27 protein-coding genes are annotated in these 25815 nt (G+C 66.3%); 9 read left to right on the top strand and 18 right to left on the bottom strand.

The window, feature by feature from the left end; all coding sequences use genetic code 11:
- Positions 1–33: 33 nt before the first annotated feature.
- The 10 genes from ABZ420_RS02235 to ABZ420_RS02190 all read right to left on the bottom strand — a co-directional run bounded on the left by ABZ420_RS02235 (position 34) and on the right by ABZ420_RS02190 (position 7120).
- Positions 34–630: a hypothetical protein gene (locus tag ABZ420_RS02235; RefSeq protein ID WP_357116218.1), complete on the bottom strand. Its 597-nt coding sequence runs from the start codon at positions 628–630 to the stop codon at positions 34–36.
- Positions 615–1460 (bottom strand): hypothetical protein, encoded by an 846-nt coding sequence (locus ABZ420_RS02230; protein WP_357116216.1) that lies wholly within the window; start codon positions 1458–1460, stop codon positions 615–617. Before ABZ420_RS02230 ends, ABZ420_RS02235 begins: the two co-directional genes overlap by 16 nt.
- Positions 1460–1774 carry a hypothetical protein gene (locus ABZ420_RS02225; RefSeq protein ID WP_357116214.1) on the bottom strand — a complete coding sequence of 105 codons (315 nt, stop codon included), beginning with the start codon at positions 1772–1774 and terminating at the stop codon, positions 1460–1462. The genes ABZ420_RS02230 and ABZ420_RS02225 overlap by 1 nt, the downstream gene beginning before the upstream one ends.
- On the bottom strand, positions 1774–2346 hold the full coding sequence (locus ABZ420_RS02220) for a hypothetical protein (RefSeq protein WP_357116212.1): 573 nt from the start codon (positions 2344–2346) through the stop codon (positions 1774–1776). Before ABZ420_RS02220 ends, ABZ420_RS02225 begins: the two co-directional genes overlap by 1 nt.
- 362 nt (positions 2347–2708) lie before the next feature.
- Positions 2709–3485, bottom strand: a complete 777-nt coding sequence (locus tag ABZ420_RS02215; protein ID WP_357116210.1) for an ESX secretion-associated protein EspG — start codon at positions 3483–3485, stop codon at positions 2709–2711.
- Positions 3486–3590: 105 nt separating this feature from the next.
- A complete protein-coding gene (locus tag ABZ420_RS02210) occupies positions 3591–4742 on the bottom strand; it encodes a hypothetical protein (RefSeq protein ID WP_357116208.1) in 1152 nt (383 codons plus the stop codon).
- Positions 4739–5218, bottom strand: coding sequence for a hypothetical protein (locus ABZ420_RS02205; RefSeq protein ID WP_357116206.1), 480 nt, complete (start codon positions 5216–5218; stop codon positions 4739–4741). The genes ABZ420_RS02210 and ABZ420_RS02205 overlap by 4 nt, the downstream gene beginning before the upstream one ends.
- A gap of 42 nt (positions 5219–5260) precedes the next feature.
- Complete coding sequence (locus tag ABZ420_RS02200) at positions 5261–5824, bottom strand: DUF3558 domain-containing protein (RefSeq protein ID WP_357116204.1); 564 nt, start codon at positions 5822–5824, stop codon at positions 5261–5263.
- A 208-nt stretch (positions 5825–6032) separates the two neighbouring features.
- Positions 6033–6245, bottom strand: a complete 213-nt coding sequence (locus tag ABZ420_RS02195) for a DUF397 domain-containing protein (RefSeq protein WP_357116202.1) — start codon at positions 6243–6245, stop codon at positions 6033–6035.
- Entirely contained in the window at positions 6242–7120 is an 879-nt protein-coding gene (locus tag ABZ420_RS02190) for a helix-turn-helix transcriptional regulator (RefSeq protein WP_357116200.1), read from the bottom strand. The genes ABZ420_RS02195 and ABZ420_RS02190 overlap by 4 nt, the downstream gene beginning before the upstream one ends.
- A 251-nt stretch (positions 7121–7371) precedes the next feature.
- Here ABZ420_RS02190 and ABZ420_RS02185 point away from each other — a divergent pair, with 251 nt between their 5' ends.
- Entirely contained in the window at positions 7372–7833 is a 462-nt protein-coding gene (locus ABZ420_RS02185; protein ID WP_357116198.1) for a DNA-directed RNA polymerase subunit beta, read from the top strand.
- Complete coding sequence (locus tag ABZ420_RS02180; RefSeq protein WP_357116196.1) at positions 7830–8252, top strand: DUF4254 domain-containing protein; 423 nt, start codon at positions 7830–7832, stop codon at positions 8250–8252. The genes ABZ420_RS02185 and ABZ420_RS02180 overlap by 4 nt, the downstream gene beginning before the upstream one ends.
- Positions 8253–8270: 18 nt before the next feature.
- On the opposite strand, the gene ABZ420_RS02175 is transcribed toward ABZ420_RS02180, so the two are convergent.
- Positions 8271–8768, bottom strand: coding sequence for a peroxynitrite isomerase (locus tag ABZ420_RS02175; protein ID WP_357116194.1), 498 nt, complete (start codon positions 8766–8768; stop codon positions 8271–8273).
- 116 nt (positions 8769–8884) lie between these two features.
- Here ABZ420_RS02175 and ABZ420_RS02170 point away from each other — a divergent pair, with 116 nt between their 5' ends.
- Positions 8885–10240, top strand: a complete 1356-nt coding sequence (locus ABZ420_RS02170; RefSeq protein ID WP_357116192.1) for a TIGR03118 family protein — start codon at positions 8885–8887, stop codon at positions 10238–10240.
- 48 nt (positions 10241–10288) lie between these two features.
- Here ABZ420_RS02170 and ABZ420_RS02165 read toward each other — a convergent pair whose 3' ends face one another.
- The 3 genes from ABZ420_RS02165 to ABZ420_RS02155 form a co-directional block, all read right to left on the bottom strand.
- Positions 10289–10789 (bottom strand): hypothetical protein, encoded by a 501-nt coding sequence (locus ABZ420_RS02165; RefSeq protein ID WP_357116190.1) that lies wholly within the window; start codon positions 10787–10789, stop codon positions 10289–10291.
- Positions 10790–11070: 281 nt separating this feature from the next.
- Positions 11071–12126: a MerR family transcriptional regulator gene (locus ABZ420_RS02160; RefSeq protein WP_357116188.1), complete on the bottom strand. Its 1056-nt coding sequence runs from the start codon at positions 12124–12126 to the stop codon at positions 11071–11073.
- A 177-nt stretch (positions 12127–12303) separates the two neighbouring features.
- Positions 12304–12654 carry a helix-turn-helix domain-containing protein gene (locus tag ABZ420_RS02155; RefSeq protein ID WP_357116186.1) on the bottom strand — a complete coding sequence of 117 codons (351 nt, stop codon included), beginning with the start codon at positions 12652–12654 and terminating at the stop codon, positions 12304–12306.
- Between the two features lie 64 nt (positions 12655–12718).
- Here ABZ420_RS02155 and ABZ420_RS02150 point away from each other — a divergent pair, with 64 nt between their 5' ends.
- From ABZ420_RS02150 to ABZ420_RS02140, 3 genes are all read left to right on the top strand, one after another.
- Complete coding sequence (locus ABZ420_RS02150) at positions 12719–13483, top strand: SDR family oxidoreductase (RefSeq protein WP_357116184.1); 765 nt, start codon at positions 12719–12721, stop codon at positions 13481–13483.
- 62 nt (positions 13484–13545) lie between these two features.
- Positions 13546–14484 (top strand): phosphotransferase, encoded by a 939-nt coding sequence (locus tag ABZ420_RS02145; RefSeq protein WP_357116182.1) that lies wholly within the window; start codon positions 13546–13548, stop codon positions 14482–14484.
- A gap of 260 nt (positions 14485–14744) precedes the next feature.
- Positions 14745–15197, top strand: a complete 453-nt coding sequence (locus tag ABZ420_RS02140) for a DUF4254 domain-containing protein (protein ID WP_357116180.1) — start codon at positions 14745–14747, stop codon at positions 15195–15197.
- On the opposite strand, the gene ABZ420_RS02135 is transcribed toward ABZ420_RS02140, so the two are convergent.
- From ABZ420_RS02135 to ABZ420_RS02125, 3 genes are all read right to left on the bottom strand, one after another.
- Positions 15198–15695, bottom strand: a complete 498-nt coding sequence (locus tag ABZ420_RS02135; protein ID WP_357116178.1) for a hypothetical protein — start codon at positions 15693–15695, stop codon at positions 15198–15200.
- A gap of 91 nt (positions 15696–15786) precedes the next feature.
- Positions 15787–17175, bottom strand: coding sequence for an APC family permease (locus tag ABZ420_RS02130; protein ID WP_357116176.1), 1389 nt, complete (start codon positions 17173–17175; stop codon positions 15787–15789).
- Between the two features lie 99 nt (positions 17176–17274).
- Positions 17275–18144, bottom strand: coding sequence for a helix-turn-helix transcriptional regulator (locus tag ABZ420_RS02125; protein ID WP_357116174.1), 870 nt, complete (start codon positions 18142–18144; stop codon positions 17275–17277).
- Positions 18145–18712: 568 nt separating this feature from the next.
- On the opposite strand from ABZ420_RS02125, the gene ABZ420_RS02120 reads away from it, so the two are divergent.
- The 3 genes from ABZ420_RS02120 to ABZ420_RS02110 all read left to right on the top strand — a co-directional run bounded on the left by ABZ420_RS02120 (position 18713) and on the right by ABZ420_RS02110 (position 22190).
- Positions 18713–19384 carry a PAS and ANTAR domain-containing protein gene (locus tag ABZ420_RS02120; protein ID WP_062975404.1) on the top strand — a complete coding sequence of 224 codons (672 nt, stop codon included), beginning with the start codon at positions 18713–18715 and terminating at the stop codon, positions 19382–19384.
- Between the two features lie 286 nt (positions 19385–19670).
- Positions 19671–20783, top strand: a complete 1113-nt coding sequence (locus tag ABZ420_RS02115; RefSeq protein ID WP_357116172.1) for a terpene synthase family protein — start codon at positions 19671–19673, stop codon at positions 20781–20783.
- 117 nt (positions 20784–20900) lie between these two features.
- Entirely contained in the window at positions 20901–22190 is a 1290-nt protein-coding gene (locus ABZ420_RS02110) for a diguanylate cyclase (RefSeq protein WP_357116170.1), read from the top strand.
- Between the two features lie 124 nt (positions 22191–22314).
- On the opposite strand, the gene ABZ420_RS02105 is transcribed toward ABZ420_RS02110, so the two are convergent.
- Complete coding sequence (locus ABZ420_RS02105; protein WP_357116168.1) at positions 22315–25734, bottom strand: protein kinase; 3420 nt, start codon at positions 25732–25734, stop codon at positions 22315–22317.
- Positions 25735–25815: the final 81 nt, after the last annotated feature.

The following is a 25815-nucleotide window of genomic DNA, read 5'->3' as shown; positions in this document are numbered from 1 at the left end:
GGCGTCGTCGCTGCACGTGCCAAGCGAGAGCGATCAACCCTTCAGTGTGCGGATCATGTTCACCAGGGCTTGCGCGCCCTCTCGTGTCGATTTGTCATCTCGCGTCGTTTGGTCTTCGGTGGCTCTGAAGTGGAGTTCACCCTTCCAGTCGTCGATCGTGGCGGTGAGGTCGACGTCGAGCAGAGTGGTGGCGTGATCGCCCCCCTTGGGCAGTGGCTCGGTAGCTACCTTGACGGTCGCGCCGTCCACAGTCAGGACCTTGGCCGGGTAGTTCTCTGTCGTCGCGGGAGGTGTGGACAGGGTGTTACCACTGGTGACGCGAAAGAGGGATACGTATCCGAGGTAGGGCCACGCGGACCCGTCGGCCTTCTCATAGGCGCACCCGTTGCCACCGCCGATCTCATCGGTCAGCGCTTTTCCACCAGCACCGGGGCTGATCTTCAGATTTTCGGTACCAGCGCGGGTGACGAAAAACTGTTTCGTAGAGTCGCATAAGTCCTGGATGGTGTGGCTGCTCGTCGGTATCTCATATCTTTCGGGTTTAGTGCGCGAAAACAGATCGCAAGCCGAAAGCATTACTACCAGCGCGGAAATCGCCAGCAGCTTTCGCAGGTTCATGTCGCCTGCCATTCAGGGCTGGGAGAGTTGGTATTAAAGTCGTCGGAAGCGCTGCGCGGCCACCGGTTGTCATGGAACCCTTTCTGATTTTCTGTCGACTCCCGTATCTTGTTGATGCTCTGCGCTTGTAAAAGTATGGCATCGAGAAGCTTGTTCGTGTGCTCGACGGCGCTGCTGATTGCTTTTCCGATGATATCAATCGTATCGGATATTACCATCGGAGCGGCGACGAAGGTGACGATCTTGGCAAGAGCTGTCCCGAGTTTTATGAGCAGATCCGCGATATCCGTGACGATCTTGGAATAAAAGTCCCAAGCGATGTCCGATACTTTGGCAAGTGCTTCGGTCATCTTATCGCAGGTTGATTTTGCGGAATCCATTGCGGTGTCCTGGAGTGTGCGCGCCGCTGTGTACTTGAGTGCCGCCGCTCCTGTCCAGTAGCCGATGACGTTCCCGTTGTTCACCTCGTTGTTCTGCGCGCGGCCGATCTTCCCCTTCAGCGTCGTCCATGCCTCGCTCGTCTGCAGGAAGGCGATGGGTGCCTTCAAACTGTCGACCGCGCCCTGCAGTTTGTCCAAGAGTTCCTGGATCTTCTTCTTGATCTCTTCCTTATGGTCCTGCATGTAACCGGTGAAGTCGTCCTCGGTCATCGCGCCGTAGACGGCACCTGCCACCGCACCCGCCATTCCGAAGAATGTCGCTGCCTCGACCTCGGCGGCGGCGATGGCCGCCTTCCGGAACGCGTCATCCACCTTGGCGGGTTGGCTCCTGATCTCCGCGATCTGGTCCGAGAACCTATCGAGTACGGTGTTGATCTCGTCCAGAGACTTCGTGGCACCCATCAGTAATCTTCCTCCAGCTCGATCAGAACGTTCGCGAAGTTCTGGTCCTGTTCCTGAATTACCTTGGCGACATGATCCAGAACCCTGGCGATGGAATCCGTTTCGTCTCTGCCTTCGACTAATCTGTCGTACATATACCTTGCAGCGGCCATCTGAGCGTCCCAAGTTTCTCGGAACAGCCCCCAGGCGACGTCCTGGTGACTGAAATGGATGCTCTGCGCCTCGGTAGCGGCGACGGTGAGGGCGTCCGACGCCTGATCCCACGCTCTGGCCGCCTTGACAAGTTGGTTCAGATCCGCTGAGAAATTGACCATTACGAGTTCCTCATCAGGTAGCGCTTGTATTCCGCGAGTTCGTGTTCGAGTTCATCGTCGGTGCGGTCGGCCCATGTCCCGTCCTCGTGGAACCGTGGGCGCTGTTGCCGGATCTTATTCGCGCAGTCTAGGATGTCGTGTGAAATATAGGACGGGCTGGCCGTGGCCGCCCACCGCGGATCGATCTCGATGCTGCCGATGCGAGAGATGTTCGCGACCACAGTGATCGAGGGCGCTCCGAAGTCGGTCACCGGCCCTTGCCCTACGAATTCATCACTCAGCCGCAATGATCGTTCAACCATCTCGAATTCGGCGAGCGATCGGGTGTCGAGAAGCGTGATCAGTTCCGTGCGACGAGAGGGCGATACGGTCAATTCGGTCCATCTCCCCGATGCGATGACCGGCGCGTCATGCCGCCACAGCGCCACATAATAGCCGGTCATCGCAGCCGCGGAGAGTTCCACGGATTCCAGGCGGTCGTGGATATTGCGGCTCACATCGACATCTACCGGAAGGCGGCCTTCATCGAGATCCATTGTGATAAGGCCGACTCCGATCAAGCCAGTGGTCACTCTTTCCCCTTCTGTCTTCACTGCAGTGGCATCGTTGCGCCGATTGCCGCTGTCGAATCAAGTGACAACGGGCTGTAATTCACCGCGGACCCCGTAAGTCACCAGCCCCCTCGTGGACAGCCGTGGTGCACCAGCAATCCAGTAATTCGTTCCCCTCATGCTGTTGCCGGACCGACACTACCGTTCCCTTTGTTGCCCCGACAAGGGTGAAGCCACGGCTTGGGCGGTAGGTCCTGCCACAGACTACTTCGACGAAAACCACACTTCAGCAATACATGAGCCACGCGGCTTGGCTCGGTCGCGCGCGGACGCCCCGCCGCTGGAGCCGGTACCCGGCGCGGCGGGCGAGCAGCGACCCACGCCTACCAGGTTTCGGGGTGGGTGGTTGCGAGGCGGTCGAGGGCTTGGTTGATCCAGGTTGTGAAGTGGGTGGTCAGGTCGGTGGGGGTGGTGGGGCGGACGGTTATGTGGTCGGTGCGGTGTTCGGTGTAGCGGCCGTCGTCGGAGATGTCGTGCCACTGGAGGACTTTGGTGGGTTTTGTGCGGGTGTGTAGAGGAGCGGTGAGGAGGACGGCGGTGCCGCCGCCGTCGACGGGGCGGCCGAGGAGGCGCTGGTATTGCTCGCGGGGAGTGTTGCGGGCGTTGTCCTGGAGGTAGGTGTCGCGGCGGGAGGTCAGGTCGTGGGGGTGGAAGGTGGCCGGTCGCTCGGCTCCGGGGGTGCAGGGAGGGATGGCGTTCACGAGGCGGGCCGGGAGTTGGTCGGCGGGGAACATGCGTGCGCGGATCGGGCCGTGCTCGGTTTGATTGCCCGCTTGGCTGAGGACGACGGCGCGGTAGCTGTCGCGTGCGCCGAGGATCCGGTACTCGCGGATGTCGTCGGGACCGGTGCTGTTCTTGTGCTTGCAGGTGCCGCCGAGGATCTCGATGCGGAGGTCGGAGTCGCCCAAGGTGCGGAAGGCCGCGGCGATCTCGTCGCGTTCGTCGGCGGAATAGCGCTGCCACACGGCGGTGCGGTGGGTGGCGAAGTCGTCGCGGAAGGCGAAGTGACTGGTGTAGCGCAAGGGGCCGGGGATGCGATCGTGGGCGTCGCCGTACCAGAGAGCGGCGAAGTCGTCGGGATCCCAGGTCCATTCAGCCATGTGAGGTCCAATCCGGCCGCGTGAAGGCGGCCAATGTCCACGCGCGCACGCCCGCCACCGATACGCGATCCGGGCGCGCGCGAAGTCGAGAAGGGTGTGGCCCGATCAGTCGGGCGTACCGCCGATGACGCCGCCGGGCAGCGTTCTCGGGACTTCGCCGAGCAGCTCGTCGGTGTTCTCCTGGGTGATCAGGTAGTCCGGCGTCTTGTGCTCGGATTCGTCGTCCTTGCCGCCGCCGCGAGCGCCGGGGGCCATCATGCCCGGCGTACCGCTCGTGCCGCGGACCGAGGTGTTCGTTGCCGCGGTCGGATTCACCGATGGGCTCGGCGTGCCCGGTGCGCCCGCGATGCTGCGCCCCGGTTGCGGCTGGTTCGTGGTGCCGGGACTTCCAGGACTGCCCGGGGAGCCCGGGTTGTGCGGGGTCGGAGTACCGGCCGGCACGGTCTTGGTCGGGTCCGTGGTACTGGCGGGAGTCGTCGACGTGGGGTTCACGCCCGCGGGTGTGGTCGAGGTGTCCGTCGCTGTCGTGTCGGAGGATTGTTCGTCCTGCGTCGACTCGTCGGTGGACTGCGGCTCCTCGGTGCTCGTCTCGTCGGGCTTGCCGTCGCCGTCCTCGTCGCCGGGAGTGCCGGTGTCGGTAGGGCTGGTGCCCGGGTCGTTCGTCGTGGGGCCGCCGCTGTCGTCGCTGTGGTATCCACCCGGCGGGGGTGCTGGAATGTCCACCGATGCGGTCGGGCCGACCGGAGTGGGCAGCACCGGGATCTTGCCGTCCATCTCGCTGAAGGGCTGTACGTAGAACTCCTTCATCGCGACCCGCGCGGACTGCTCGGCCTCGGACCGGTCGTCCGACAGAATCCAGCGCGTCGGATGAAAGATCCGCTCCCCGAACGAGAATTCGACAAGGTCCGGGAGCGCCTTCTTCGTATCGGCGATCGCGGTGGCGGCGTCGCGGACTCGGTAGTACAACTCCTCCAGGGAGGTCGTCAGGTTCTGCGCGTCGCTGGTGTATTTGGCGATGGCGCTCTTGGACTGCTCCGCTGCGGGGCCGGACCAGGCTTGGGCTATGGAGGTCTGGATGGAGCGCGCGAAGGTTTCGACACCCCGCTCCCATTCGTTGCGAGCTTGCCAGTATGTGTCGGCTTGGTTGAACGCGTCGGTGGGATCGAGCGGCTTGAACGTGTCGTTGATCCGCGAGTGTTCCCAACTGTCGGCGTGCTCACCCCCGCTCGGGATGCGCTTGTTCTCGTAGCCGCTCATTCGTTCGTCCCGATCGGAAGCCGGGGCGGTGCGAACTGGACCCCTGCGGGTGGACGCTCCGGCAGAGTGGTGTTCAGTCGGTTGAAATCTGCGGCGAAATCACTGTCCACCTGCATGATTCGGTCCCGGGCGAGCCGGTGCACTTCTTGGATGTCCTCGACGATGCGATAGTGGTCTTCCATGATCTGATGGACGCTGTTGAGGTCTTCGGCTCCGCGAGCCTTCTTCTTGAATCTATCGACCAGCGTTTTCCCTGAGACCAAATCGTCGTTGCCCTCGCCCAACCCCCAGTGAGGCTGCCGTGAAACAAAGTCCATCGACCTCTGGATCGATCGAATAGCGATTTTGAAGTACTCGCAGTCTCGGTCTATGTAGATGAAGTCCTCTGCGGACATCTGGATGCCTAACTGTCCCTCCCGCGCCGCGTTCAAGACGTTGGTCATCGGCCGAAGCGACTGCGTGCTGTCGTCACCCATGTGCTACTCCCTCCCGGTGAGCTCGATCGCATCAGTGTCTTTTCAGACTGCGCCGGGCATTGTCGGCACTACCTTCTCCGCCAGGGTCTTCGCGAGCGCGCAAGTGTCGAGTTGGCCTGTCTTACGATTCGACGGCGGATTACTCAAGAAGAATTCGAGACTTCCGCCCTTCATCTCTACATTGATCGTGCACACCTGATCGGGGTGCTCTTCGACCTGCCGTGTCGAGATGGCGCGGCGACCGTTGATCGTGTACTCGCGGGTGTCTGCGAACTTCTTGTCTCGCACCATGTCCACGGTGATATTCGTTGTGGTGACCGCGGGTGCGTACCCATCGGGCTGAACCCATCCGCAACCACGCCACTTGATTCCACCCGAAGCGTTGTGGTTTTCGTTGGTCTTGTGGCGCAAATTCTCCGAATCGAGCACACTCTGCGGAATGTCAGTGCACGGGTCATATCCGATGGGCGCGTCAGCGGCGATGTTCGGGCTGGTGGAGGCAGCTCCGGTCGGCGCGGCATCATCCGAGGAATCGCAGCCTGTCAGAACGAGTGCGGCGCCGACGGCGAGGACGGTCAGTCGCCGCAAGATCCGTCCTGAAGTCATTGGTTCCCCTTGCACACCGGTGAGTGTCCTGGCTCTTCGAGGCCGGACCGGCTTCTCCGCCCCCGCAGCGAATGTCGACGCTACCGGCGGGTTTCGCCGGGTGCAAGCGGTCCGACGAGCAGGCCGATGTGACGGGAGTCGTGGGGTTGTGCAAGCAGCCCCGGAACCTCTGGCGAGGGAGGTCCCGGGGGCGCGGATAGGAGCCTGCTCAGGACGGCGACCGGTCGAGTCCGCCGCTTGTGATGCGGGCAGTGAACGAGTGCCACTCGTCCCTCGGGAACACGAGCGCAGGGCCTGCGGGGTCTTTGGAGTCGCGTACCCCCACCGCGCCTTCGCCCAGGAACGCGACCTCGACGCAGTCTTTCTCCGCACTGCTGTAGCTGCTCTTGAACCAAGCGACGTCGGATAGGTCGGTGCTCACGCGGCGTACTCCTTCGCGATCTTGTAGATGAGAGTTCGGCTTCGCTCCTGATCAAGTGCCGAGCGCTGAATATCGGCGTACGTCTGGCGATATCGCCGGATCTCGTCGGGCCTCTCAAGATACAGGTCGCCTGTGAGTCCCTGCATGTAAACAACTGGCGGCTCGGTGAGATGGGCGATCGGATGCTTCGGGAAGTCGAGCATCACGAACGACCCAGCGCCCAAGCCCGCGTACGCCTCAGCTGCAAGCGGAACCACTCGCACTGAAACATGGTCTTGTTCGCCTACTCTTACCAGGTGTTCGAGTTGCCGTTCCATTACTGACGGCCCGCCGATCGCGCGGCGCAGTGCGGACTCATCGATGACAGCCTCTAGGAGAACCGGGTCCGCGTCGTCCAAACGGGCCTTTCGCTGCCTGAACATCTCGATCCTTCGTTCGACTTCGTGTCCGGGTATTGCGGGGAGGTCGACCCAGATGAGCGCCCGTCGATACTCATCGGTTTGCAGGATCCCGGGTAGCAGGGTGGTCTGATAGGAGACGAGACGCTTGGCTACCGCCTCCAGTTCTACGAAGAGGCTGAACTCTTCCGCGATGGTGTCTCCGTAGGCATGCCACCATCCGGGCCGCTTGGTCTCCTCGACCAGATTGAGCAGGATGGCGGTCCGTTCTTCCGACGCCCCGTACACCTTGCACAACCGCTCGATGAACAGTGGATTCAGCCGGATCGGCTGGCCGGTCTCGATCCGCCAAAGGGTCTGTTTGCTCACGTTGATCGCATCGCGCGCGTACTCCGCACTGATGCCCGAGTTGATCCGCAGCTCGCGCAAGTGCCTGCCGAGCATGCGGCGGGGGAGGGTGGATCCGGTTGAGCTCACGACGCATTCCCTTTCGTAGCCTAAGTATTGGCCGGGTACCTAACTGGAACCGTGTGGCGGGGGGCCTTGGAACCTGGGCAGTTTTGGCCCGATTCCACCACTGAGAACGTTCCCGCCCAGCAATTTCCGGTGCTCTACTGATCGCGACCGGTCCGAATCGAAGAAGTGCTGAAACCTTAACCGCCCCAACGGTTACAGGTCCAGCGACCGGGATTTCTCGCGTACCGAACTATGTGAATCGAGGTTGGCGAATGAATCATGCGGCATTCGCGGACACCCCAGCGTCCCGCTGCGCGTTTTACCGCCGCACCTGTGGGCTGCCCGCCGGGATACATCCGGAGATCGGCCGGATCGTGGTGAAGGCGGGTGTGGTGGGCGGGATCACGATGCCCGACGGGCTGGGGCAGTGCGTGCGCGACGACATGCTTTTCCGTGGCAGGCCGCTCGGCCCGGTCGTCGCGCATATTCGTTCCCGTCGATGGACTTTTCTGTGCAGGCCCGATCTACCCGACGACATGCGGCTGTTCGCGGCCTTGTTCCGGCTCGATGTCTCGATCGTGCCGTTCGGCAGCGAAATCGCGCTGCCGTCGCCCGCCGACGCGAGCGACGTATTCCGCCGATGGGTGGTCGCGCCGCGTGACACGTTCCGCCCGTCCGGCACGGTGATCGTGAATTGCGTGCTGGCCCGCGCGGGCGGGAAAGGCGCGCTGTGAGCGACGGCTTGCCGACGCGAAGTGAGCTGCTGCGAGCCTGCCGGGAGGGCACGCGGCCGCCGGAACATCCGGTGCTGCTGCGGGCACGCACTCTCGCGGAGCTGCACATGCGCGGGCTGCGCGAGGGAGAGGTACGCGACATCGATGAGCGCCGGGCCCGGCTGATTCGGGACATCGACCGCTGGGTCGAGGTCCGGTTGCCCGCGGCGCGTGGCGGGGCCTATCTGCACACCGAATCGGTCGGCTCGGTGGTCGACCGCCTCGCTCGGCTGAGCGCGTGCGCATACGCGGCCATGGCCGACGATCAGGGGTGGGACCTGTGGTTCGCCTGGGAGCGGCTGGCCGAGCTGGCGATCGCCTACGAGGATCTGGTCACCGAGTTGAGCAGGGGACGGCGCCGGTTGCCGAGTGCTTTCTAGCAAGCGCCGGCGGCCGGCTCAGTTGCGCAGCAGAGTGGCGGCGAGGTGATGTTGCAGTGGTTCGCCGACCGCCGCCATCCGCAGCGTGTAGTCGATGGTGTCGCCGGACAGACGCAGCGACCGGCCGAGGGCGGTGACGAGTTTCGCGGTGCTGCTGCGCCCGATGGCGGTGGAGTCCAATTCCATCCGCAGCGTGCCGTCCTCGACCACGAGCGAACCCTCGCAGATTTCGGTGATACCGGTGGGATGGGCGAGGATCAATTCGACGCGGTCCGGGCGCGGGCAACGCAGATAGCCGGTCTCGGCGTGCAGCGGCCGGCCGCCGTCGGCGGCGCGGGTCTTCTGCCGGTAGGTGAGGAAGGGGCGGCCGAGATGGCCGAACCGGATTTCCTCGACATAACCGAACGGCTGAATGGTCGGGTATTCCCCCTGCCCGTTGCCGCGCCACGTGCCGAGCAGTGGAGCGAGCGGAGCGATATCGGGATGCAGCGCAATAGCAGGCTGGGGTTCGACCACGGCGAACAGCCTAAACCCGTCCTCGTCGAACCGTTCGGGTACTCCCGAATTTGCTTCACGCTAAGGTTAGCTTCGCCTTATCACCAATGTGGTGTGGTCGGAAAGGAAACAAGAAGTTGAACGGACGTTGGAATGAGTCGCACCGTGGCGGTCTGTCTCGGTCGCGGACCCGGAGTGGTCTGCTGCGCGCGTCGGCGCTCGGTGTCGCGTTGATCGTGGCGGCGGGCTGCTCGGACTCGAAGTCGGACGACGTGCCCGCGCTCGACGGCAACAAATACGTCCAGACCAATCTCGCGGCCAATAACGCGGAGTACAAGGCGCAGTTCACTTTTCCCGACCTGGTGAACGCCTGGGGGCTGGCCGACCGGCCCAAGGGCGCCGGTGGGCACTTCTGGGTCGGTGCGGGCGGTAGATCGTTCCAGTTCGTCGGGGATGTGACCAGGTCCTCGGACGAGAAGGTGCAGAAGCTCTTCCAGGACGATTTGAAGATCGTCACCATTCCCGGCGCCGATGCCGACACTTCGGACAAGAGCGTTGGCAAGACCACCGGCGTGGTGTTCAATCCGGCACCGATCACCTCCGATCTGTTCGTCGTGCACGATCAGCAGGTGGAGGCGGAAGGCGGGCCGCTGAACGGTTCGGCGCGGTTCATCTTCGCCACCGACTCCGGCAAGATCTCCGCCTGGACCGAGCTGGGCTTCGAGGGCCGGATCGTGCGCCACGACGGGCCCGCCAACCTGGTCTTCGACGGCCAGCCGCAGGGGATGCAGTTCTTCGGTCTCGCGCTCGCCCCGTCCGGTGACAAGCTGCTGGCCGCCGACTTCGGCGCCGACCCGCAGGTCCGGACGTTCGACCGCAACTGGCAGCTGATCCCGACCGCCGGCTTCGCCAACCCGTTCGCGACCGGCGACGCGATCGACCCGGCCGCGCCGGAGAAGGGCAAGAAGGCCAAGCCCGGCGATCCGGCGCCGTTCAACGTCTCGACCATCGGTAACCGCGTGTTCGTCGCCTACGCCACCACGCAGCCGGACGAGAAGGACGCGACCGCGTTCGACGCCGGCGAAGAGGATTCGCTGGACAAGGACGAAGAGCAGGACGCGGGCGGCAAGCCGGACAAGGGCAAGCTCGCCGAGTTCGACGCCAACGGCAAGCTGGTGCGCATCATCGACGACGGCAAGCGCCTCAACGCGCCATGGGCGGTGACGATCGCGCCGGACGGGTTCGGTCCGCTCAGCGGCAAACTGCTGGTCGGCAACTTCGGCGGCGCCGGGCACGTGCTGGCCTACGACGACACCACCGGCAAGTTCGCCGATTACCTGCGCGACGCCGACGGCAAGCCGGTCGCGATCGAGGGACTGTGGGCGTTGATGTTCGGCAACGGCGAGAGCCTCGGTGACGCGGACTCGCTGTACTTCACAGCCGGACCCGATGACGAGAAGGATGGTCTGTTCGGCAAGCTGCGCTTGAAGTAGGCCCGTTCCCGAGCAGCCCGCACCGGATCGGTGCGGGCTGCTCGCGCGTTATCGGCCACCGGTCGGCGCCGAGTCCCGGCGTTCGGTGCGCCGTTCGCGGATCGCCGACTCGACTTCGTCGACCGCCGTTCGGATCGTCGTCCCGTAGCCGTCGTCGGCGAGGGTGTGCAGACACGCGCGGGTGGCGTCGATTTCGCGCCGCGCGGCGTCGAACGAGCCGAGCCTGCGGTAGTCGTCGGCGAGGTTGAGGCGCAGTGACGGGTAGAACGCGGCCACCCGTAGCGATCCGTCGTAGTTCCGCGCCCGATCGTCGGTGAGGCTGTCGGCGGCGTCGAGCGCGCGGATGTCCCAGGTGAGCGCTTCGGCGGCGTCGTCGTACAGGTCGGCGAGATAGTGGGCGAGCGTGCACCGGTGCAGCGGGTCGCCTTGCGGGCCGAGCGAGGCCCACGCGGTGAGCAGAGCGTTCCGCGCGTCGTCCGGACGGCCCTCGCGGCCGAGCGCGACGGCGCTGGTGATGGCGTCCATGGTGGGGTCGGTTGCCGAGTTCATGCGGGTCTCCTCAGGGCAGTGTGTGCATGGATGAGGTGGTGCTCGTGGGCGCATCCGGACGGCCGACTCGAGTGCGGGTGGACGGCAATCGAAGTCGATGACGTGCGGCTGCGAATTGGGCGCTTGCTCGTTCGACCGAAAGGTCGGGGCTGACGATCAGAGGTAACTGTGCCGGGGACCGCGAGGTGGGAAGACGGATTGCGGTGCCGGCTGACAAGAGATGGTGCGGTTGGGCGTGAGCCGACTGGGGGATGCGTGCTCGATGGTCGTCCGCGCGTCTATCACGGGGTGTTGTGGTCGGAGGGGCGGACCGGCATAGCCAAGGTGGTCAGGTCTCCGTCGGTCGCAGAGCGCAGGATCACCGGCTGATCGGCCGCGATGATGTCGAGCATGAGTTCGGGACCGAGCGCGGTGTGGACGGCGGGCAGCAGCGTCGTGGGAGCGAACGAGAGTGTCACGGCGGAGCCGGTGACCGTCGCGGGCAGGCGATGCGCTTCGTCCGGTGTCGACGCCATGATCCCCGTCGGTCCGATCGCGAATCGTATTGTGGCATGAGGTCTTTCGATGATCCTCAACATGACGTCCCGGGCGACGATCGCCCTGGTGCGGACCGGTCCCAGGCCCGCCAGCACGGCACGGTGATCCGGGAAGGGCTCATCGATGACAGCCGACCGGTGGGTGACGCCGTCTCCGGTCAGAATCAGTCCGTCGTCGGCCGGTGCGGCGACGACCTCGTCCATGTCGCGCAGCCGTTCGGTGATCGACTCGAGTCCGTTCGGATCGAGCACCACGGACCATTCGCCGCCGTGCTGCCGCTTCGCCACCACCGTGCGGGTGGATAGACGGTAGCGGTCGGTCGCCGTCAGGGTGACGGCGTTCGCGCCCGCTTCCAGCAGAACGCCCGCCAGCACGGGAATCTCCCGGGTCCGGGCAGCGGCGGTGCGCACCTGCTCGAGCGCCTGGGCCAGCGCCGCCGCGTCGACCGCCACGTGTGCGCCGAGCGACTGTTTGACTGCCGCGGCGACGTGCGCGGCTTCGCGCGCTCTGCGCGTCAGTTCCGCCACGTGACGATCGAGCAGGCGGTGCGCGCGCTCGGCGTCACCGGCGAGAATCTCCGCGATCGCCTCCAGCGGCAGCTCGATCGCCCGCAGCTGCCGGATGAGCGTCGCCCGTTTCCGCTGCGCCTCGGCGTAATAGCGGTATCCGGTCAGCGGGTCGACCCGGGCCGGAACGAGCAGGCCACAGTCGTCGTAGAACCGCAGTGCGCTCGCTGTGAGCCCGCTGGCCCGCGCGAGCACACCGATCGTGATCAACCCTGCGGGCTCCGAACTCGTCACCCGGCCATCATGGAGCCTCAACCAACTCGAAGGTCAACCCCGCCCTCCCGGCGACTCAGCAGATCACACACTTCGCCGAAAGTCTCGGGCTCGGATGCGAGCGCGGCAAGCTCCGCTGATGCGACCAGCACAATCGCCCTGATCCGTGGAGGTTGCGCAGCACAGGGCGTGAGCCGGTCAGTCGGTACCGGCGTCGGTGGGAGTCACCCGCCAGCGGCGCGACCAGTCCCAGACCGGCTCCAGCGCCGTGCCGAGTTCGATACCCGCTGTGGTCAATTCATACGACTTGTCGGGGTTCTTCGCGATCAGGCCCGCGGACTGCAAGTGCTGCAAGCGCACCGACAGCATGCTGGAGGAGCAATTGCCCATGCGTCTGCGCAGTTCGAGGAAGCCGAGGCGATCGGGTTCCAGTTCCCACAGGATGCGCAGGATCCAGCGCTGGCCGAGCATGTCCATGGTGGCCAGCAGCGGCGCGTTCGCCGGGTCGTCCCGGCCGCGTGGCGGCTTGGGTTCGTTTGCGCTTCTCATTTAGAACCAGCATAGTGATTCTGAAATAGAAGCACCGGCCCGGGCCGCCGGGCGGACCGAGAGGGTGACAGTGGACGACACGACCGGACGGCGAATCGTTCTGATCACGGGCGCCTCCCGAGGTATCGGCGCGGAGACCGCTCGGGTGCTCGCGGCACGGGGTGACCACGTGGTGATCAACTACCGGGAGAAGGCCAAGCGGGCCGACATGCTGGCGGAGGCGATCCGGCAGGTGGGCGGCAGTGCGTCCACGGCGCGCGCGGACATCGCCGACGCGGATTCGGCAGGCGCCCTGGTCGCCGGGGTGGTCGAGCAGTTCGGCCGGTTGGATGTGCTGATCCTCAACGCCTCCGGTGGGCTGGAGCGCAACGCCTCACCCGGTTACGCGATGGCCCTCAACCGGCACGCGCAGGAACGGCTCGTTCGACTCGCGGTGCCGCATATGCCTTCCGGTTCGCGGATCGTGTTCGTGACCAGTCATCAGGCCCACTTCTACGGCCGCAAACCGGTGCCCGCCGACTACGAACCCATCGCCGCCAGCAAACGCGCGGGCGAGGATGCGCTACGTGCCTTGATCCCGGAACTCTCCGCCGAGGGCATCGCCTTGCACGTCGTCTCCGGCGACATGATCGACGGCACGATCATCGTCCAGCTGCTGGAGCGCCGAAACCCCGACGCGGTCGCCGCGCGCCGCGACCAGGGCGCCTTGCCCACCGTCGCGGAGTTCGCCACCGCCGTCGCCCTGGCCACTACCGCTTCCGCAGAGCCGGGCCACACCACGTACATCGGCGGCCAGGACTACCTCGACACCTGCGAGGCCACTTCCTGAGCCTTCAGGCGAAGGCAAATTATTCGTTGGCGAGTCGCGGGTAAGGCTCGGACGATGGGTCGATGGTGAATTACTCGGGCACTGCGTCGCGGACCGGGTGGGGCGAGGTGCCGCAGCCGGTGCGGCTGGAAGTGGAGCGCCTGCTCGGAGATGTCGTGTGCGCGGCCGAGGATCAGCGCGGCGGGTTCAGCCACGGCGTAGCGGCGCGCGTGCGCACCGTCGGAGGCTTGTCGGCCTTCGTCAAGGCGATCGAGGTGGGAGACGAACTCGCGCAGGCGTATCGGCAGGAGGCGCACATCGCGTCGCGTCTGCCCGCGACGGCGCCCGCGCCGAGATGCCGGTTCGTCAGCGAGACAGCGGGGTGGTTCGTCGCCGGGTTCGACGATGTCGAGGGGGCGTTTCCGCGACTCGACGAGCCGGGGGAGTTGCAGGACACCCTCGACTTGCTGACGCGATTGGCCGCGGAGCTGACACCGAGCCCGCTGTCGGATGTGCCGACGGTGGCGGACGCCTACGGGCCGCAACTGGTCGGCTGGCGAACGTTCGTCACCGAGGGGCCGCCCGCGGACCTGGACAGCTGGTCGGTTCGTCACCTGACGGAATTGGCCGCCCTCGAAGCGACCTGGGTGGTGGCCGCGGGGGGAGACACTCTGCTGCACACCGATCTTCGTCCGGACAACATGCTGCGGCGAGCGGACGGTGCGGTGCTGGCGGTCGATTGGGCGTGGGCCTGCCGGGGCGCCGCGTGGATCGACCTCGTCGCCCTCGCACCGTCGATCGCGGCGGCGGGTGTCGACCCGGATCCGATCATCGCCGCCCATCCGGTGACCCGCGACGTCGACCCCGCGGCTGTCGATGCCTTCGCCTGCGCGCTCGCCGGCTACTGGGCCGCGGCCTGCCGGAAGCCGGGGCCGCCGCGTTCGCCCTGTTTGCGACAGCATCAATCGGCGTTTGCCCGGCTCGCTCGCGAGTGGCTGGCGTGTCGCATCGGATGGCAATAGTCGCAGGAAAGATAGCTCTATCATCGAAAAACGCAAGGTCACTGAATGTTTGCCACGACGGCGGGGCCGGGCTGAGACCGGAAAATCGAGGTGATGGGCGTGTCGCGTGAGCGGAACTCGCCGAATCCGAGGCGGCAGACGCGACTCTCGGTCACGCTAGGCACATGTGGATGTTCGGGCAGTGCCGGGACACCGGCGAGGCGAGGCATCGAGGACGTGGCCCAGACGCGTCGATCCTGGTCGGAAGGGAAGTTCCGGAAATGGACCAGGCATCCGAGGCGCGGGTGATTCCCGGCAAAGAACTGCTGCTGGCCGCCTTCCGTGGGTTGCCGCACATGGATCATCCGATGCTGGATGCGGCAGGCGAACTGGCTCAGCTGCACCAGACGCGCGAACGCACGCCCGCGAACCGATGCGACAAACTCGACCGGCGCCGGACACAACTCGTGCGCGGCATCGACCGCTGGGTCACCCTGGCGACGCCGATCCCGCCGCCCGCCGCTCCCGAGCACGCCGAGACCGTGGGCCGCATGGTGGACCGGCTGGCCATGCTGGCCGCCCAGGCGTTCGTCGCGCTCACGCACGCGCCGGAATCGGTCTGCTACGACGCGTGGGTCCGGATCGACGAATTGGCCGACGGCTATCAGGATCTCGTCGACGATCTGCGCGCCGGGGCGAGGCGACTACCCGAGGGGCGCTACGACCGCTGGTAGCTATCGGTTACGCCCGAACAGCCGGAACGACCGTTTGCGCCGGCGCGGCAGGGTCGAGTACACCATGGTCATGTCGGCGAAGACCTCGGCTTCCCGCTCGCGATCAGCACCGAAATCCGCACGGCCGAGCACATGTTCGATCGAGTGTGGCGAGATAGAGGGCAGGATGACGGCCAGGGAGGGCGGCAACGGATCGCCGCGTTCCTGGTCTTTGTGGTGACCGAGCAGCATGTGACCGATCTCGTGCAGGATGACGTGATCGGCGTTGCGGCCGGTCGCCGCGGCGTCGTACACGATGATGTCGTCGTGCTTGCGTGCCACCCACAGGCCGCCTCCGCCGCAGCCCGTGTCGGCCAACATCGCCTTGGGCACGGGGTGCAGGCTGATCGAACGTCCGCGATGGGCGGCCACCGCAGCCAGATAAGCGGTCAGATTCCACGGGTTGGGGAGGGGCACGGTCCGGGTCGCATCACCGAAACGGGCTTCCATGCTGGTCATCGGCGCCCACCTTACCTATCGGGCGGCGACTAGTCATCTACGGAATTCCGGCACACCGAAGAGGTGATCGGCAGCGGCACAAGCCGATCGGTCACTCCGCGGGTGGCTCGCTGTCCAAGGGTTGCGCCCGCATGGCGCGGATGGCCAGGTAGTTCAGGCCCCACAGCGCGATTCCGATGGCCAGCAGCACGCCGGCGATGGCGTATTGCGCCGGGTTGCGGTCGGTGAACGGCGTGACCAGAAAGCCACAGCTGAGCGCACCCAGCACGGGCAGCGGCGTCGGCGTCTTGAAGTGTTTGTGCGCCACCGGGTCTCGGCGCAGCACCAGCACGGCGACGTTGACCACGGTGAACACCGCGAGCAGCAGCAGCGCCGTGGTACCGCCGAGTTCCGGCACCTCACCGACGAACAGGATCAGCCCGAGCGCGAGCAGCGTGGTGAAGATGATGGCGTTGTAGGGCGTCCGGCGCCGCTCGTGTACTCGGCCGAACGGCCGGGGCAAGACTCCTTGCCGGGCCATGCCGTAGATCAGTCGGCTGGCCATCAGCATGTTGATCAGCGCCGAATTGGCGACGGCGAACATGGTGATGTAGGCGAAGACGTGGGTCGGGAAGCTCGGCGCGCCGACCTCGACCACCTTCAGCAGGGGCGTGTCGCCTTCGCCGAGCTGGTCGGCGGGGACGAGCGCGACCGCGCTGATCGACACCAGTACATAGATCAGCCCGGTGATGAGCAGTCCGGCGAGCAGGACCTTCGGGAAGATGCGGGTGGGCTCCTTGCACTCCTCGGCCATGTTCACCGAGTCCTCGAAACCGACCATCGCGTAGAACGCGAGCGTTGTGGCCACGATGACGCCGCCCACCGCGTTGCGCTCCCCGGTGTCGAACTCGACGATGCGCGAGAAGTCGCCGTCACCGACGCCCAAGGCCCAGCAGCCGATCGCGATGACGATCAGCAGACCGGTCAGCTCCACACAGGTGAGCACCACGTTGAGCTTCACGCCCTCGCTCACGCCGCGCAGGTTGATCGCCGCCACCACGGCCATGAACAGCAGCGCGATCACCGTCACCGCGGCCCCGCTGCCGAGTTCCAGGTCGAAGGCTTCGGCGAAGTTGGCCGCGAAGGCCCGCGAGGCGGTGGAAGCGGAGGTGATGCCCGAACTCATCACCGCGAACGCGACCATGAAGGTGAGGAAGTGGATGCCGAACGCCTTGTGCGTGTACAGGGCGGCGCCCGCGGCGTGCGGGTATTTGGTGACCAGCTCGAGATAGCTGAAACCGGTGATGAGCGCGACCAGGAACGCTACGAGGAACGGCACCCACACGGCCCCGCCGACCTCGTTGGCCACCTTGCCGGTGAGCGCGTAGATGCCGGTGCCGAGGATGTCGCCGACCACGAACAGCAAAAGCAGCCCCGGCCCCATCACCCGGTTGAGTTCGGGCCCCGATTCCGATGTCGGATTCGCGGTGATTTCGGACATGCGTCCTCCCCTCGGCAGTAAAGGCGAGGGTACCCATTCGGCCGCGGAATAGTCGTTCAACCGGGCCGTCCGCGCCGCGTTTCGCGAGGAGCGGACGCCCTACTCCATCCCGTCCATCCGGCGCGCGGCCTCCACGATCATGGCCGCGGAGTCGCGCGGGCTCAGCGCCATGGCCCGCAGCTGATCGAAAATGACGCCGAAACGGCGGATTTCGGTGTGGCCCTCGATCAGCTCGTCGCCCGCGATGCCCTCCACGTAGACCAGTTCGGGATCGGCGGGATCGGGGAAATCCAGCAGGGTGAAGGAGCCCGCCATGCCGGGGTGCGCGCCCGCGTCGAACGGCAGGATCTGCAGAATCACGTTCTTACGCTTGATCTCTTGCATGAGCCGGTCGAGCTGGCCGCGCATCACGGCGGGTCCGCCGATGGTACGACGGATCGCGGCCTCGTCCATGACCACCCACAGCTCGAGCGGGTTCTCCTTGGTCAGGTTGACGGCGCGATCCATCCTGGCCTTCGCCCTGCTCTCCATGACCGCCGCCTCCAGCTTCGGCATCGAGGTGTCGATCACCGCCGTCGCGTACTCATAGGTCTGCAAAAGCCCTGGGATGATGGAGGTTTGGTAGTGCCGGGCCGACAACGCCTCGGACTCGAAGTTGATGTAGGCGGCGTAGACCTCCGACACGCTGCCCTCGTAGGCGCGCGACATGCCGGGCTTCAGCGCGTCGGACAGGAGCTCCAGTGCATCCTCGCGCTGCTCGTCCGCGATGCGGTAGAGGTCGAGCATCGCCATGAGGGTGCGTCGCTGCGGGCGGGCCTGGGCGGTCTCGATCCGGTACAGCGTGGTGACGTTGATGCCGGTCTTCGCGCTGACTTCTTCCTTGCTGAGCTGGGCAGTCTCGCGCATCTCGTGCAGCATCGCGGCCAGCCGCCGCAACCGGACGGTAAGTACGGTGCGCTTGCCTGCCATCAGTACAACCCCTTCGGTCTACGCACTCGCTGGAACGTGTTATGACGTTCGCCCTCGAATGCGGCCTATGTGCAGCGGATCTGTGCCGAGTGTGGGCACAGCAACAGAGACTACCTCCAGTGATCCACGTTATGGTCAGTGTTTTCGCGGGCTCTGCGTTGGGCGGCCGAGATCGAGGGGTGAACCGAACCGGCTACTCGGTTGACCCGGCGTGTGGATACTCGCGGACCCGCTCCGCGTAGGCATGCGGGCGGCGCGAAGGCCGTGCGGCCGGAAAGCGACCGCCGGATGCCGCCCCATACGTCCGCTTCGTCCGCCGGAGGGTGGAGTCGGCTGGGGCGCTGCCGTGCCGGCAGGGCGGCGCCTCCGCGTGGATTCCGGCTCTCGAGCGACGGGAATACGCTATTGCAGATTAATTGCTATGTGTTTCGTGGCTGATCAAAGGGGTTCTTCCATGCAGGTAGGCGGCTCGTTATGGAGGATGCCGAGAGTTTGCCACAATTTGATTTCATCTCGTGTTCCGGACCGTGGGCCGCGGATGCCGATGGATAATGGCCGCGTGACGAGGATGGACGACCTCGCGCTGAGAAGCGCCTCCGCGATAGCGAGCGTCATCGCGGGCACGCCGCAGAGCGTGGGCAGCTTCCGCTTCTGGTTCGAGGATCAGCGATGGGAATGGTCGGACGAAGCGGCCGCGATATACGGCTACGCCGAGGGGGAGGCGCAACCCAGTACGGAGTTGCTGCTGGCGCACAAGCATCCCGACGACCGCGCGCTGGTCGCCCAGTCCATCGCCACCGCGGTGCGAACCGGTGAGCCGTTCTGTGGCCGCCATCGCGTCATCGACACCGCCGGACGAACCCACCACGTCATCGTCGTCGCCGATCGCCTGCTCGACGACCGGGGGCTCGTGGTCGGCACCGCAGGCTACTTCATCGACGTGTCCGGCACCCTCGAGGAGAACCGGCAGGAGATCCTCGACGACACCCTGCCCGAGCTGGTCGAATCACGGGCGGTGATCGAGCAGGCCAAGGGCGTGCTCATGGTGGTGTACGGCATCAACGCCGAACAGGCCTTCCGGGTATTGCAGTGGCGCTCCCAGGAAACCAACATCAAGCTGCGGACGCTGGCGCGCCAACTGGTCGGCGAGGTCCCCGCGCTGGGCGGCGGCCCGGCCTCGCAACGAGCCTGCTTCGACCATCTGTTGCTGACCATGCACGACGTTCTCGCGTCGAAGTGAGCGCCGGGTTCGGTGACCGTCAGCCGATAGATCGAGGGTAGGACGCACGCCGGAGGACTCCGGCCGCTGCCGCGCGTCCGGAACCGGCCGCTTGCCTGCATGCGCCACCGCGACCCCCCCGCCGCGGGCCGAACCCGCCGTTTGCCGCGGCGTCGCCGTCGAATGCCCGGTGTCCCAACGCTATACGGGGCGAGGGCGTTGCGTGATCTTCGCCCTTCGACCGATCCCACTCCCGATAAGTCGGAGACAATTCATTAGAAGTATCCATAGTGGGAGGGAGTCCGTTGTGGTCAGTGAGTACACATCGGCACTCGAGCGGGAAATCCTCGACATGCGCGGGCAACACCAGGTGTTGCTGCGGACCGGGCGGCAGTGGTCGTTGCGCGCGATGTTCGGCACACCCGATTGGGACATCATCGATTACTGCCGCGACTTCCGGCCCAACCGGTTCGGCGAGCAAGCGTGCGCGGAGGTGGAACGTTTCTGCCGCGAGCACGGCATCTGGCTCGAGCGCGCGGGACCGCACTACAACAGCATGACGCCCTACCTGCACCCCGGCGCCGTCAGCGCCGAGCGGATGACGATCATCGGTCTCTACAACGCGATTCTGTTCTGGCTCAACGACACCGTCGGCCGGGAGAAGTTCGGGCACCTCCGCGACGACGAACAACGCGAGGCGCGGGTGGCGATCGACCGGCTGTGCGTGCTCCTGCGCACCCGGTCGGTCCCCGAGGACGCCACCGCTCTGGAGACCTCGACGTCGGCGTTCCTCGCGATGCTGTCCGCCCTCGCGGACCCGGCCTGGCTCGACCGGTTCGTCGAATCCACCATCGAGCACCTGCGGCCCGCGATCCAGGACCAGAACGCCCGGGCTCGCGGCGGGTTGCTCGGCGTCGCGGAGTACATCGATCTGCGGGCGCAGGTATCCGGCATGTATCCGGCGATCGCGCTGTGCGAGTTCGGCCGGGACGACTATCTGCCGTGGGAACGCATCCGGCACGCCGGGCTGGCCGAGGATCTGCACCGGTTGCGGATATTGACCGTCGAGATCGGCGCGCTGATGAATGACGTGTTCTCGTTCGAGAAGGAGTGCATCGTCGATCTGGCGGATTTCAATTTGATCCCGGCGGTCCTGCTGAACCATCCCGGATGGTCACTGGAGGACGCCGTGCATGGCGCCACCGAGATCGTGCGCGCACGGCTCGCCGAGTTCCGTGAGCTGGGCGCGGTGGCCGCCGAACGGTGCGACCGCCTGGCCGCGCAGGACGCCGCCTTGGCGGCGACGGTCTCGACGCATCTCGCCGATCTGGTCGCGTGCGTCCAGGCGACCTGGGTCTGGCAGGTCACGACCCTGCGGTACAAAGGTGCGTCGATATTTAGGGAGAACGGGTTGCAATAATCCCGCTATCTCGCCATTGCTGGGAATGCTTCCAGGCGGCAGTACTCGACGGTCTCGAACATCTGTGGATACGATGCGTCGGGGGCTATCTCCGGCCTGAATGGTGAGGGGGTTGCGGTGGAACAGATCGAACTCGCCAGGATGGCGAACTTGTGGTGGCGCGCCCTGCAGGCCGTCGCCGGTGGGTCCGCGTCTGTACCGGACCCCGAGGTCGTGCTGCTCGGCATGGTCGAGGAGTTGGCTGCCGGCCTGGAGGCAGAGCCCTTCGACGCGGGCGTCGGTCACCGCGTGGGCTCGGCGCTGGTCTCCGCGGGGCTGCTCGGCCCGGCCGTGCCCAGTACGTCCGCCCAGGTCCTGTACGAGCTGGCCGAACACCGGGCGGCTCCGGAGGCCGGACGGCGGCTCGCGGCTCTGCTAGCGGCGGTCGGGCAGGGATACGAAGCTCAGGCGCGCGCGCACGAGGAAGCGGTGCACGAGGCACGCCGATCCGACGACGCGCGGTTCCGGGTGGTCTTCGACAACGCCGCGATCGCGATCGCCATCGGCGACACCGACGGCACCTTGCTGGACGTCAACCGCGGCTTGGCGGAGATGATCGGGGTGCCGGCGGAAGCCCTGCGCGGGGTGTCCGTCTACGACTTCGCGCACCCCAGCGACCGCGAGGGCATCCGCACGCTGGTGTACGAGAAGCTGGTCCCGGCCGGGCAAGGCACGGTGCGACTGGAACAGCGGATCCGCCGCGCCGACGACAGCTACGGGTGGGCGTCGTTCGCCATCACCTTCGTCAAGGGCGTCGACGGGCAGAGCGATTACCTGCTCGCCGTCGGCGAGGACGTCACCGAGCAGCATCGGATGCGCGAGGAGTTGCACCGGCAGGCCCGGCACGACCCGCTGACCGGGCTGCCGAACCGGCGTCATCTCATCGAACGGATCGACGCGATGATCGCCGACGCCCGCAACGGGGATCGCGCGGGATTGTGTTTCGTCGACATCGACCGCTTCAAACACATCAACGATCGCTACGGTCACGGCACGGGGGACCAGATCTTGACCGCGGTCGCCGGGCGCCTGCAGGACAGTGTGCGCGAATCGGGGTGCCTGGTCGCCCGCATCGGCGGTGACGAGTTCGTCGCGCTGATTCCGCCGCCGGCCAGCGACCACCGAGTGGCCACCGTGGCGAACCGCCTGCTCGAAGCGCTGGTCGATCCCATCACGGCGGGCGACCAGCGACTACGCATGTCGATCAGCATCGGCGCGGTCGTCACCGCGGTCGCGGGCGCGGACGCCGAATCGCTGCTCGACGCCGCCGACACCGGCCTCTACCGGGCGAAGGCCGACGGTAAGGGACGGTGGGTGTTGCACATCCTGGACACCGACACCTCACGCGGTCCGCAACCCGTGTTGTGAGCCGCGGGGACGATCCGTTGGCGTGATCCTCGCGCTGAGCGATTCCGGTCTGTGATGTCGCGTGGCCGACGCCCCGTAGCCGGAGTGACGGTCGTGGAACTCCGGCAGCCGTTCGCGGGGGCGTTCAGCGCGCCAGCAGCCTGTGCAAGAACCTCGGCGGGACCATCGGCCGCTCGTCGTCCCAATGCCCTTCGCGCAGGTCGTAGTCCAAGCTGTGCAACAGCGACATGATCCAGGGCCCCTCGTCGAGCAACGGCCGGATGAGCCCGGCGTCGGCGTACCGGATCACTACCGGGACCAACTCGTCCTTCGCCGATTCGGTCTTTCCCGCCGCAGCGAGGCAGGAGGCGAGCAATAACGACGCCTGGGCTGCGGCCCGGGGGCGTCGATCGGCGTCGATGGAATCCCGCAACTGCCGGGCGCGCGCGGACGCGGCGGCGACCCTTTTGGCGGCTCCGGAACGCAGCAGCATCCGGATCGCGGAATCCTCGCGCATTTCCGCGGTCATCGTGGCGATGCCGCTTTCCCCGGCCGGTGGCTCGGTGACGTAGGTGGCCGTCAAGCCGAGCCGGACCTGCTCGTTGGCGATGCGGGTGGCCAGCCGCGGCAGCTTCAGCGCGCGCGCCACTTCGGCGCCTTCGTCCAGTCGGCGCGCGGCGGCCGCCAGGTCACCGCGCAAGGCTTTGATCCGGGCGCCGGTGGCGTAGTTGGCCATGAGGAAGTCGACCGGCCCGCCCTCGGTGCCGAGCCGGCCCGCTTCGTCCAGCAGGCGCTCGGCGGCGGCGAGTTGGTCGCGTTCGTAGAGCAACTCGCCGAGCATGGCGCCTGCCAGGCGAGCGGCGTAGGACCGCGGGCCCGATGACTTGGCGACGTCGAACGCGGTCTGGAAGCTGCGCTCCGCCTCGCCCATATCGAGCTGTTCGCGTGCCGCGACGCCGACCAGACTGTGGCTGTACATCAAGATGAACGTGCTGCGGGTCTGCCGGTAGAACGGTGTGGCCCAGTCGTGCCACTCCCGCGCCCTTTCGAAGTCGAACCGGCTGAACGCCGTGAACGCGGCCAGGTTCGCGGCTTCGCACAGCACCCACGGCCCCAGCGTGTCGGCCCGCCCGAGGCATTTGCTCACCACGGCGTCCACACCTTCCGGGTGGTCGGCGAACGCGCGCTCCACACACTCGATGAGGTCGGCTTCGAGTGCCAGATCGGGGTCGGTGGCCGGAGCCTTGTCCAGCCCGGCCCGCACCAGCCGTAACGCGGCGTGCGATTCGGTGGGCCTGCGCAGCAGCGCGTGGGCCCAGGCGATCGCGATCTGCAGCCGAGGACGCGCGGCGGCGGCCGCGGGCGGAAGTTTGGCGACCAGTCCGAGAAATGTCGCCAGTTGCGCGTCTTCCACCAGCTTGCGGGATTTCGCCTCGAGGATGTCGACGGCCATTTCCCCGTCGTCGCCGGCCAGCGCGTGGTCGATGGCCTCGCTGAGCATCCCGTGGTCGCCGAACCAGGCGGCCGCCGCGCGGTGCAGTTGGGGAACCTGCTCGGGATGGTCTCGTTCGAGTCGCCTGCGCAGGAACTCCGCGAACAGGTGGTGGTAGCGGAACCAGTCGCCGCTCTCGTCGACGCGGCGCAGGAACAGATTGCGGCGTTCGAGGTTCTCCAGTAGGTCCTGCCCGTGCGGACGCCCGGTGAGGGCGGTGGCCAGGCTGCCCGAGACCCGTTCCGGCAGTGAGGTTTCGAGCAGCACCTCGAGTAGCTCGGGCTCGACGGTGTCCAGCACGTTCTCGGCCAAGTACTCGGCGATGGCATGATCACGCCCGGACAGGTGGGCGATCAGCGAAGCCGGATCGGGGTGCTCGCGCAACGACAGCGACGCCAGCTGCAATGCCGCCGCCCAGCCCTCGGTGTAGTCGCGCAGCTCGGCGCTCTCGGTGTCCGCCAGGGTGAGCCCGGTCTGCTCGGCGAGGAAGGTCCGTGCCTCCTCGGCATCGAAACGCAATGCGGCGGCGTCGATCTCGACCAGCTGGTGGCGCACGCGCATGGTGCCGAGCGGCAGGCCCTCGAGCGATCGGCTGGTCAGGATGATCTGCAGGTGCTGCGGGCCCTCCTCGATCAGGTAGTGCAGGGCGTCGACGGCGGCGGGATCGGTGATCCGATCCCAGTCGTCGATCACCAAGGCGAACCGCTCGTCGCGTTCGTCGATGGCGTCGACCAGCGTGGTGAGCACGTAGCGCGCGGCGGCCGCGTCGCCCTCCTCCAGGACCGGCGCCAGGTCGGGCGCCAGCGCCGGGCTCACGCGGTTGAACGCCTCGATCAGATGCGTCAGCAACCAGACGACGTTGTTGTCGTCACGGTCGACATTCAGCCAGGCCACCACCACTTTCTCGGTCTCGGCGAGACGCTTGGCCCACTGGGCGGCGAGCGTGCTCTTGCCGAACCCGGCCGGGGCATGGATGACGGCCAGGCGCGGCCGCGGCTCGGTCTGCAACGCGTCGATCAGGCGCTCGCGCTGGACCAGCGGCCGGGTGGACATCGCAGGGCGGAACTTGGTCTGGGGTGTCGGCGGTGTCTTGGGGGGCGGAGTGGAGAACCGCGCGGTAGCGGTCAACGGCCGCGTGCTGAGGTCTTCGGGCGCGGGCTGATCGCCTGCGGGCAGGGTCATGTGCTCGATCGGCATGTCGTTGCCGCGCTGGATGTCGCGCATGATCTCGCCGAACGCGGCGGCCGAGGCCGGACGGTCGGCTGGGTTGTGCGCCATGCTGACCTCGATGGCGGTGGCCACCTCGTCGGGGATGCCGTCGAGCCGCAGATTCGGCAGCGGTTCGGCGGCGATGCGCAGGAACTGGGCGACGATCTGCTCGCCGGAGCGGCGCTCGTACGCCGCGTGGCCGGTGATCATGGCGAACAGCGTCGCGCCGAGCCCGTAGATGTCCGAGGCGACCGAGGGAACGCCGGAACGCAGCACCTCCGGCGCGGTGAACGCGGGGGAGCCGGTCACCACTCCCGTGGTGGTCTCGAATCCGCCTTCCACCCGGGCGATCCCGAAATCGGTGAGTTGCGGCTCGCCGTAATCGGTCAGCAGGACATTCCCCGGCTTGATGTCGCGGTGCAGGATTCCGGCACGGTGCGCGGTCTCCAGAGCGCCGGCCAATTTCACGGTGATCCCGATCGCCTCGGGCACGGGCAGAAAACCTTCCCGGCGGATACGGTCCTCCAGCGAACCGCGCGAGTGATACGGCATCACGAGGTAGGGCCGCCCGCTGCGGGTGGTCCCCACTTGCAGGATCGGCACGATATTCGGGTGACCGGACAGCGCGCCCATCGCCTGTTGCTCGCGTAGGAATCGTTCGACGTTCTCCGGTTCCAGCTCCGGCCGTGCGGTGAGGACCTTGACCGCGACGCTGCGATTCAACGCCCGCTGCCGACAGCGGTAGACGACACCGAACCCGCCCTTGCCGATCACTTCGGGGTCGTCGAGGCCCACGCCCTCCAGTTCCCGCTCGATACCTGGGGGCCGATCGTGCTGTGTGGCGAACGGGTCCGAACCGGCCATGGTCCTGCTCTGCGTCGGATGTCTGTAGTCCTGCGGTAGATACCCAGTTTATGCCCAGCGAACCCCGTCCCCGGTTATTAC

The organism is Nocardia sp. NPDC005745, from assembly GCF_040630775.1.
In the GTDB taxonomy this organism is placed as follows: Bacteria; Actinomycetota; Actinomycetes; order Mycobacteriales; family Mycobacteriaceae; genus Nocardia.
The sequence above is the reverse complement of the archived record's forward strand: the minus strand, read 5'-3'. Positions and strand labels throughout refer to the sequence as shown.

Excerpts from the sequence above, each read along its gene's own strand:
- ABZ420_RS02235 (WP_357116218.1), bottom strand. The coding sequence starts at position 630 with ATGGCAGGCGACATGAACCTGCGAAAGCTGCTGGCGATTTCCGCGCTG.
- ABZ420_RS02230 (WP_357116216.1), bottom strand. The coding sequence starts at position 1,460 with ATGGGTGCCACGAAGTCTCTGGACGAGATCAACACCGTACTCGATAGG.
- ABZ420_RS02225 (WP_357116214.1), bottom strand. The coding sequence starts at position 1,774 with ATGGTCAATTTCTCAGCGGATCTGAACCAACTTGTCAAGGCGGCCAGA.
- ABZ420_RS02215 (WP_357116210.1), bottom strand. The coding sequence starts at position 3,485 with ATGGCTGAATGGACCTGGGATCCCGACGACTTCGCCGCTCTCTGGTAC.
- ABZ420_RS02210 (WP_357116208.1), bottom strand. The coding sequence starts at position 4,742 with ATGAGCGGCTACGAGAACAAGCGCATCCCGAGCGGGGGTGAGCACGCC.
- ABZ420_RS02205 (WP_357116206.1), bottom strand. The coding sequence starts at position 5,218 with ATGGGTGACGACAGCACGCAGTCGCTTCGGCCGATGACCAACGTCTTG.
- ABZ420_RS02200 (WP_357116204.1), bottom strand. The coding sequence starts at position 5,824 with ATGACTTCAGGACGGATCTTGCGGCGACTGACCGTCCTCGCCGTCGGC.
- ABZ420_RS02185 (WP_357116198.1), top strand. The coding sequence starts at position 7,372 with ATGAATCATGCGGCATTCGCGGACACCCCAGCGTCCCGCTGCGCGTTT.
- ABZ420_RS02165 (WP_357116190.1), bottom strand. The coding sequence starts at position 10,789 with ATGAACTCGGCAACCGACCCCACCATGGACGCCATCACCAGCGCCGTC.
- ABZ420_RS02155 (WP_357116186.1), bottom strand. The coding sequence starts at position 12,654 with ATGAGAAGCGCAAACGAACCCAAGCCGCCACGCGGCCGGGACGACCCG.
- ABZ420_RS02145 (WP_357116182.1), top strand. The coding sequence starts at position 13,546 with ATGGTGAATTACTCGGGCACTGCGTCGCGGACCGGGTGGGGCGAGGTG.
- ABZ420_RS02140 (WP_357116180.1), top strand. The coding sequence starts at position 14,745 with ATGGACCAGGCATCCGAGGCGCGGGTGATTCCCGGCAAAGAACTGCTG.
- ABZ420_RS02135 (WP_357116178.1), bottom strand. The coding sequence starts at position 15,695 with ATGACCAGCATGGAAGCCCGTTTCGGTGATGCGACCCGGACCGTGCCC.
- ABZ420_RS02130 (WP_357116176.1), bottom strand. The coding sequence starts at position 17,175 with ATGTCCGAAATCACCGCGAATCCGACATCGGAATCGGGGCCCGAACTC.
- ABZ420_RS02125 (WP_357116174.1), bottom strand. The coding sequence starts at position 18,144 with ATGGCAGGCAAGCGCACCGTACTTACCGTCCGGTTGCGGCGGCTGGCC.
- ABZ420_RS02120 (WP_062975404.1), top strand. The coding sequence starts at position 18,713 with ATGGACGACCTCGCGCTGAGAAGCGCCTCCGCGATAGCGAGCGTCATC.
- ABZ420_RS02105 (WP_357116168.1), bottom strand. The coding sequence starts at position 25,734 with ATGGCCGGTTCGGACCCGTTCGCCACACAGCACGATCGGCCCCCAGGT.